This window comes from Catellatospora sp. NPDC049133, assembly GCF_040648455.1.
Lineage (GTDB): Bacteria > Actinomycetota > Actinomycetes > Mycobacteriales > Micromonosporaceae > Catellatospora > Catellatospora aurea.
Window position 1 is genome coordinate 27,467 of sequence record NZ_JBEZDT010000036.1, and the last position, 7,906, is coordinate 35,372.

At 72.9% G+C, this 7,906-nt stretch carries 7 protein-coding genes; 4 read left to right on the forward strand and 3 right to left on the reverse strand.

The features are described 5' to 3' along the window. Positions 1–134: 134 nt before the first annotated feature. Positions 135–1,418 carry a cytochrome P450 gene (locus AB0B35_RS32665; protein WP_361052855.1) on the reverse strand — a complete coding sequence of 428 codons (1,284 nt, stop codon included), beginning with the start codon at positions 1,416–1,418 and terminating at the stop codon, positions 135–137. 114 nt (positions 1,419–1,532) lie between these two features. On the opposite strand from AB0B35_RS32665, the gene AB0B35_RS32670 reads away from it, so the two are divergent. After that, complete coding sequence (locus tag AB0B35_RS32670) at positions 1,533–2,693, forward strand: hypothetical protein (protein ID WP_361052858.1); 1,161 nt, start codon at positions 1,533–1,535, stop codon at positions 2,691–2,693. 71 nt (positions 2,694–2,764) lie between these two features. Continuing rightward, entirely contained in the window at positions 2,765–4,108 is a 1,344-nt protein-coding gene (locus tag AB0B35_RS32675) for a serine hydrolase domain-containing protein (RefSeq protein WP_361052861.1), read from the forward strand. Between the two features lie 77 nt (positions 4,109–4,185). On the opposite strand, the gene AB0B35_RS32680 is transcribed toward AB0B35_RS32675, so the two are convergent. Next, entirely contained in the window at positions 4,186–4,935 is a 750-nt protein-coding gene (locus AB0B35_RS32680) for an SDR family oxidoreductase (protein ID WP_361052864.1), read from the reverse strand. A 150-nt stretch (positions 4,936–5,085) separates the two neighbouring features. Here AB0B35_RS32680 and AB0B35_RS32685 point away from each other — a divergent pair, with 150 nt between their 5' ends. Continuing rightward, positions 5,086–6,018, forward strand: coding sequence for a phosphotransferase (locus AB0B35_RS32685; RefSeq protein ID WP_361053012.1), 933 nt, complete (start codon positions 5,086–5,088; stop codon positions 6,016–6,018). A 172-nt stretch (positions 6,019–6,190) separates the two neighbouring features. Beyond that, positions 6,191–6,943: an SDR family oxidoreductase gene (locus AB0B35_RS32690; RefSeq protein ID WP_361052866.1), complete on the forward strand. Its 753-nt coding sequence runs from the start codon at positions 6,191–6,193 to the stop codon at positions 6,941–6,943. Positions 6,944–6,978: 35 nt separating this feature from the next. Here AB0B35_RS32690 and AB0B35_RS32695 read toward each other — a convergent pair whose 3' ends face one another. Next, entirely contained in the window at positions 6,979–7,884 is a 906-nt protein-coding gene (locus tag AB0B35_RS32695) for an AraC family transcriptional regulator (RefSeq protein WP_361052869.1), read from the reverse strand. Positions 7,885–7,906: the final 22 nt, after the last annotated feature.

A 7,906-nucleotide genomic window follows, 5' to 3' on the forward strand; every position in this document is an offset into this window, starting at 1 on the left:
ACTCCCCCCCCCCCGCGCCCCCCTTTCTGGCCCCCCGCCCAACACCCCCCCCCCCCCGGGGGGGTGGGGGTTTTTTGGGGGGGGGGGGGGGGGCCCCCCCCCCCCCCCGCGGGCCCCCCCCCCCCACTCTCAGCTCAGCCGGCCTCGGACTCCGGGAACGCCGCGCCGATCGCGGGGGTCGGCGTGAACGTCGCCGGCATGCCGATGTAGCCGTTGATCGCGCCGATCGACGGATAACGCAGCGCGGCCTGCTCGTCGACGACGTAGTCGGGGATGCGGCGCAGGATCTCGTCCAGCATCACCACCGCCTCCACCTTCGCCAGGTGCGCGCCGACGCAGCGGTGCACCCCCGAACCGAACGCGACGTGCCGGTTCGGCGCACGGTCCAGCCGCATCTCGGCCGGGCAGTCGAAGGCCGCCGGATCGCGGTTCGCGGCGGCGAACGCCAGCATCACCCGCTCCCCGGCCGCGATGTGCTGACCGCCGAGCACCGTGTCCCGGGTCGCCGTACGCGACATGAACTGCACCGGGGCCAGCACCCGCAGGAACTCGTCCACGGCCGTGGGCAGCAGCCCCGGGTCGGCGATCAGCCGGTCGCGTTCGGCGGGGTTGCGGTGCAGCCAGTGCAGGGCGTGGGAGACCAGGGCCGTGGTGGTGTCCACTCCCCCGGCGACGACGAGCCCCGCGGTCGCGATGACGTGGTCCAGCGGGAGCAGTTCGCCGTCGTCGCCGGTCGCGGTGGCCAGCACGCTGATCAGATCGTCGGTGGGCGCGGTTCGGCGGGCCACGACCAGCGCGCCCAGCACCGCCATCATCTCGCCGACCGCGGTCATCGCCTCCGTCCAGGTCTCGCTGCCGGGCGGCGAATAGGTCAGGAGGTGGATCGGCCCGGCATAACGCTCCCAATCCGCCAGCGGCACACCGAGAATGCCGAGAGTGACGATCGCCGGTACCGGGTTGGTCAGCTCGGCGACCAGGTCGGCCTGGCCCTTCTCGGAGAACCGGTCCAGGCAGGCGGCGGTGACCTGGCGGATGAACGGCTCGCGGCGGCGGGACTGCTCCGGCGACAGCGGACCGTTGAGCAGCCGCCGGTAGACGGTGTGCAGCGGCGGGTCCAGTTCCTGCGGCACGTTCAGGGCCGGGATCGGCGGGTTGCTGGTGCCGCGCATCGGCCCGGCCGGGTCGGTGTGGTCCTGGTACGAGGAGTACACGGCGTGATCGCGCAGGGCCTCCACCACGTGCTCGTACCCGGACACGACCCAGGTCCCGCCGTGGGCGGCGGTGTGCGCGACCGGGCAGGACGCGACGTTGCCGTCGGAGATCTCCTGCCAGCGGTCGCGGTAGTCCGCGCTGTGGTGGTCGAGTTCGATCGTCGGCCGTGCCGCCGGGTCGCGTAGGCCGTCCGGGTGTGCCTGCATGGGCATCCTCCTCAGTCACCGTCCATGATGGACCGTGGCCGCCGCCCCGCCCAGCGTGAAGTTTCAGCCTCCCGGGCGGTGGTGCGCCGAGCAGGCCGGACCGATGATGACCGAGTGGTGGAACTTACCGTGCTGAGTACCGTGCTGGTGCTGTTCAAAGCTGCTTTCGCGGGCGAGGATCTGGACCGCAAGCTCGGCGCCGACGTCATCTCCACCGTGCTGGGCGGGTTGCTGCGCACCGCGTCGCCCACCGACCCGGTACTGCTCAAAGTGCTGGACCTGGCCGAGAAGCTCGACGTCAGGGACTACAAGCAGGCCATGGCCGCCGGACACCGCTACCTTGCCGAGGCGCACCTGGGCCCCACGCTGCGCACCGACCGGCTCCACCTCGCCCGCGCACAGCTCGTCGCCGCGGCCTCGGCGGCGGAGGCGATGGAGGTGCCGATGCTGGTGGCCAACGCGGAGTACGCCGTCGCCAAGTGCGACGCGCTGCTCGCCGCGCCCGCGGACGCCGCGATGGCGCTCGACCGCGCGACGGCGGCACTCGAAGGCGCCATCGAAGCCATCGACACCTCCGGGGCCGCATACCGCTGGCGTATGCTGCACGAGGCCAAGTTCACCCAGGACGGCTCGGTGACGAACTGGCTGACCCGCGCCGCCGACCGCAACCTGATCAGTCAGCGCGACCTCGACGCGGCGGGCAAGGCAGCCGACACCCTGCAGCGCGAGCTGCAGGAGCTGACAGCCCTGTACAGCGAGGTGCAGACCGCGCTCCTGGCCGGCACGGACGGGGCCCGCCCGGTGTTGTGGACGCAGCCCGCGGGCCAGACCGTGCAAGGCGGTCTCGACGCGAAGGCCGTGACGACGCTGGCCGGCGACGCCCCGGTCCGCGGGTTCGGCCTGAGTCTGCGAGTGGAGCAGCGCCGGGTCGGCCTCTCCGCGAGCGCGACACCCATCGTCGAGCTGGCACTGGACCTGACCGTGCACGACGACCGGATCCTGCACTGCCGCGGCGTGGTCCTGCCGTCCGTGGGGCCGCCGACCGCGGCGGCGGGTTCGGCGCCATACCTGCGCGGGCTGACCGCGCTGCTGGCTCCGCTCAACCCGCCCGGGGCCACCACGTTCACCGTGCCGAAGGGCCGGCACCGCCGGGTGCTCGCGCTGCCGCTCGACAACGACGCGGTCGACACCGTGAAGATCAGGATCTCGCGGCCGATGTCCGGGGGACGGCAGGCCCCCACCGGGGCATGCCTCTACATACCGCTGCCGCGGTGACCGCGGCAGCGCCGTAGCCTCGCTCGATCGGGCGAATGGCGGGTTCCGAGCCGCGGTGCCATCATCGCTTGATGGTCGTCGCTCGCCGTACGCTGCTGGGGGCCGGTCTGGCCGCGGTCGGCGCGGCCGTCACCGGATGCGGCGAGCCACCACGCGACCACACCGCCACCTGGGGGCCGCCCGACGGCACGCCCGCCGGCACCGCACCGGCGACACCGAACCCGACGACCACGCCCTCCCCGTCCGCGTCGCCGAGCCCACCGGGACAGGCCGCGTACGCCGCCGACGTCGCCAAGACCCTGCGCCGCTACCTGCCCGACGGCGCGCAGACGCTGCGGCATGACGGCTTCCCGGGCGCGGTCGCACTCGTGCTGGTCGACGGCCACGCCACGGTGCACACCGCGGTCGGCGAGGCGCTGCGCTACGACGCCGGGCCGAAGCTGCTGCCCGCCGGGCGGCGGGTGCCGATGCGCCCCGACTCGGTCTTCGACCTGGCCTCGGTAACCAAGGTCTACACCACGATCCTGCTGCTGCAGCAGGTCGACAAGGGTCGGGTGGAGCTGGCCGCGCCGGTCGCCGACTACCTGCCCGGATTCACCGGCGCCGGTAAGGACGCGGTGACCGTCGCGATGCTGCTCGCGCACACCAGCGGCCTACCCGTCGGCGCGAAGGTCACCGGCCTGCCCGACGACGCGGCACGGTGGAAGGCCGTGCTGGCGAGCCCCCTGGTGTCGGGCGCGGTGCCCGGCCGGACGTTCCGGTACTCCAGCGTCGGCCTCATGGTCGCCGGGAAGATCGTCGAGAAGGTCACCGGGCAGCGCCTCGACCAGGCGCTCAAGACCGGCCTCACCGGGCCGCTGGGGCTGCGCGACACCGGCTTCCTGCCGAAGACCTGGCTGTCGAGCGGGGCGCGCAGCACCCGGCTGGTCGCGACCGACGCCCGCTCATCGCGTGGCCTGCTGCGCGGCACCGTGCACGACGACGTCGCCGACCACCTGGGCGGCGTCGCCGGGCACGCGGGCGTCTTCGCCAGCGCCGCCGACGTCGCCGCGATCGGGCAGCTCCTCCTCGACGGCGGCGTGTACCAGGGCAGGCGCATCCTGGCCGAGGCCACCGTGCGCAGGATGCTGACCGACGCCAACACCGGCTTACCCGCCGTCGACCCGGAACGCCCCACCCGCACGTCCGCGCACGGCCTCGGCGTCGTGCTGAACCAGCGCTGGTTCATGGGCCGGCTCAGCAGCGCCCGCACGTTCGGCCACACCGGCTTCGCCGGGCCGTCGCTGCTCGTCGACCCCGGCCGCCGGCTCGTCCTGGCCCTGCTCACCAACCGGGCCCACCCGAACTGGAGCTGGGCCGACCCCGATCCGGCCCGCGTCGCCGTGGCCGACGTCCTCGCCCGGGCCGTCGGCTGACCAAGACCGCTCGACCTGCCCGGCACCTGGGCGAACACGCACTCAAGATACGCACAAACGCCAGGCAATTCGGTGGATCACGTACGCAGGTACGACGCGCCGTTGAGGTCGATGATCGTGCCCGACGCCCATTCCGCCTGCGGCGATGCCAGCCAGTGCACGGCGGCGGCGACCTCCTCCGGCTGCGCGACCCGGCCGAACGGGCTCTGCGCCCGGATCTCGTCGGCCCGGTCGGACTTGAGGTGCTCGCTGACCATGTCCGTCTCGACGAAACCCGGCGCGACCGCGGCCACGGCGATGCCGTGCGGGGCGAGCGCGACCGCCAGCGACTGCGTCAGCGAGTTCAGCCCGGCCTTGCTCGCGCCGTACGCGACCTGGCCGGGTTCGCCGCGGAACGCGCCGCGCGAGGACACGTTGACGATGCGGCCACCGCGCTCGCGCATGTGCCGTGCCGCGCACCAGATCGCGTTGGCCGCGCCGACCAGGTTCGTGTCGAGGGTGGCCCGCCACTGCTGCTGCCAGTCCTCGTAGGAGGTGTCGAAGATCGGGTGCGGGGTGAACACTCCGGCGTTGTTGACCAGCACGTCGAGCCCGCCCAGCGCCGCGGCCGCGCCGTCGACCATGGCGCGTACCGCCTCCGGGTCGGCCAGGTCGGCCTGGACGACGACGTGACCGTCGCCGGGCAGCGTGTCCCGCAGTTGCTCCGCGGAGCGCACCGACGCTCTGCAGTGGATCGCCACTCGGTCACCGCCGGCCGCGAACGCCTCCGCCACGGCCTTTCCGATGCCCCGCGAGGCCCCCGTCACCAGCACTGCGCGTCCCGTCATGTCGATCATCTTGCCAGCGGGCACGCCCTCGGCCAACGGTCCTGCGACCAGCGTCACCGCCACCCCGGCGGCGGGGCCGACGATCCGGAATCCGCGCGGCCCGCTGGGCGCGGTGGTGCCTGGATGTGCTGGAGTGGACCGGTGGACGCCATGGACATCGCGGCGCAGTTCGACCTCGGCGCGGGCGCGAAGCTGACGGAAGGTCCGGTCGCCGAGGGCCGCCAGGGCGCGGTCTGGCGGCTGGAGACCGCCGACGGCCGTTGGGCGGTGAAGACCCTCTTCCACCCGGCCGACGAGAACTCGGTTCAGGCGGCGACGCTGTTCCACGAGGCGGCGTACGCGGCCGGAGTGCCGACACCGCAGGTCCGGCGCACCACCACCGGAGCGGTGTTCGCCCGCGTCGGGAACCGCCAGGTCAGGGTGTACGAGTGGGTGGACCTGGAAGAGTCCGATCCCGGCCTCGATCCCGAGCTGGTCGGCACGGTCCTCGCCGCCGTACACCGGGTGCCTGGCGACGCGGATGGGCCGGTCGACCCGTGGTACCGCGAACCGGTCGGCCCCGACCGCTGGGACGAGCTGGTCCGGGAGCTGACCACCGCCGGGGCCCCCTTCGCGGGCCGGCTGGCCGAGGTGCGCGACGAGCTGGTGGCGCTGGAGGCATGGCTCGAACCGCCCGCGGCGGTACGGACCTGCCACCGTGACCTGTGGGCCGACAACGTCCTGCCCACCGCCGCCGGTGGCGTGTGCGTCATCGACTGGGAGAACAGCGGCCCCGCCGACCCGAGCCAGGAACTCGGGTGCGCGCTGTTCGAGTTCGCGCGCACCGACCCGGGCCGGGCCCGCGCACTGACGGCCGCCTACCGCCAGGCGGGCGGCCCCGGGACGGTGGCCCGGCGCGGCGACTTCTCGATGCTGATCGCGCAGCTCGGGCACATCACCGAGATCGCCGCGACCGACTGGCTCCGGCCGGAAGCCCGCTCCCGCCGGCGGTCCGACTCCGCGGCCTGGATCAGCGAGGTCCTCGACGAGCCGCACACCCGACAACTGCTGGACGCATTGGTGAACGCCGTCGGCGGCCGTTGACAGGCCGCCGGGGTCGCACTTGCCAGCCAACCCGGATGGAATCGCACGAGCGGTAGGATCAGGCAAGAGACAGCGAGCATGGTTCTAACATCTGACCTGTTCACGCTGATTAGCTGGTCACGTCGATATCTCAGGGGTGCGAGAGTGCTCCGTTGATCAGTGAGGCGGAACCATGCAGATCGCGATCGTCACCGGGGCCAGCTCCGGTATCGGGCAGAGCGTCGCCGTCCAGGCCGCCAAGCGCGGCTCGGGAGTGATCCTCACCTACCGCGGCAACCCGTCCGGGGCGCTGGACACCGTGGCGAGCATCGAGAAGGAGGGCGGCACGGCCGTCGCGCTGCCCCTGGACATGGGCGACAGCGCGAGCTTCCCCGCGTTCCGCGCGTCGGTCGTCGCGGCGCTGCGCGACACCTGGCAGCGGGACACGTTCGACCATCTGGTCAACAACGCGGGCTTCGGGCAGATGTCGATGTTCGCCGACACGTCCGAGGAGCTGTTCGACCGGTTCATGCGGGTGCTGCTCAAAGGGCCCTACTTCCTGACCCAGACTCTGCTGCCGCTGCTGGCCGACGGCGGCGCGATCGTCAACGTGGCCAGCAACTCGGCGATGCCGTCCGGAATGGAGCCCGGCTACTCCGCGTACGGGTCGATGAAGGGCGGCCTCATCGTGCTGACGAAGTACCTGGCCAAGGAGCTGAGCACCCGCGGCATCCGGGTCAACGCGGTCTCCCCCGGCCCGACCCGCACCGCCATCGCCGACTGGAGCCTGTATGCCGAGGCGGTCGCCTCGATCGAGGCCAGGACGGCACTCGGCCGGATGGGCGAGCCCGACGACATCGGCCTGCTGATCGCGGCGCTGCTCGGCGAGGAGGGCCGCTGGGTCACCGCGCAGAACATCGAGGTCGCGGGCGGATACAACCTGTGATCCGGTGGTGTGGCACGGCGTCGCCCGACGCCGTGTCACACCAGGGCCGAGGCCGTGCCGAGCGGCGAGTCGCGCAGCCGGGCCGCGTCCTGGCTGGGCGGCGCGCCGAACTGGCGGCGGTACTCGCGGCTGAACTGCGACGCGCTGTCGTAGCCGACGCGCAGGCCCACGCCGGTGACGTCGTTGGGGTGCGTGGCCAGCAGCAGCCGCGCCTCCTGCAGCCGGATCTGCTTCTGGAACTGGATCGGGCTCATCGCCGTGACCGCCTGGAAGTTGCGGTAGAACGCGGACACGCTCATCCCGGCCAGCTTCGCCACGTCCTCGACCCGGAACGTCTGCGCGTAGTGCTCGCGGATCCAGCGCACCGCCCGCGCGACGTGGGTGAGGCTGCTGTCGGCCAGGCCGAGCTGGCGTACGACGGCACCCTGCTCGCCGGTGACGAGCCGCCACAGGATCTCCCGCTTGATCAGCGGCGCGAGCACCGCGGCGTCCCGGGGCCGGTCGAGCAGGCGCAGCAGCCGGACGACGGCGTCGACGAGTTCGGCGGGCGCGTCGCTGACGACCATCGCGGACGGCGCGGCGGCGCCGGTGGGCGGCACGTCGCCCGGTGCGGCCTGCAGCAGCAGCTCGGCGACGGTCGGCGGGTGCAGGACGAGTCCGAAGCCCAGCGCCGGCCGGTCCGGGCCGGCCTTGGTGAAGTTGCCGGTGACCGGAAGGTCCACGGATGCGACGAGGTACTGCCCGGCGTGGTACTCGTACACCCGGTCGCCGAGCGCGATGCGTTTCGCGCCCTGCGCGATGAGCGCCATGACGCTGCCGGTCATCGACGGCGCGGGCCGGCTCTGCCGGTCGACCTTCGAGACGAGCACGCCGTCGATGGCGGTGCTCATGTCGGGCCGGGCGTGCCGATCCAGCAACGCGCGCAGCTCACCGAGGCCCATGACCCGATTGAAGCACGATCCG

What these genes read in the sequence shown, in the direction of transcription:
- AB0B35_RS32665 (WP_361052855.1), bottom strand. Translation starts at nt 1,418, where the DNA reads ATGCAGGCACACCCGGACGGCCTACGCGACCCGGCGGCACGGCCGACG.
- AB0B35_RS32675 (WP_361052861.1), top strand. Translation starts at nt 2,765, where the DNA reads ATGGTCGTCGCTCGCCGTACGCTGCTGGGGGCCGGTCTGGCCGCGGTC.
- AB0B35_RS32680 (WP_361052864.1), bottom strand. Translation starts at nt 4,935, where the DNA reads ATGACGGGACGCGCAGTGCTGGTGACGGGGGCCTCGCGGGGCATCGGA.
- AB0B35_RS32685 (WP_361053012.1), top strand. Translation starts at nt 5,086, where the DNA reads ATGGACATCGCGGCGCAGTTCGACCTCGGCGCGGGCGCGAAGCTGACG.
- AB0B35_RS32690 (WP_361052866.1), top strand. Translation starts at nt 6,191, where the DNA reads ATGCAGATCGCGATCGTCACCGGGGCCAGCTCCGGTATCGGGCAGAGC.
- AB0B35_RS32695 (WP_361052869.1), bottom strand. Translation starts at nt 7,884, where the DNA reads ATGGGCCTCGGTGAGCTGCGCGCGTTGCTGGATCGGCACGCCCGGCCC.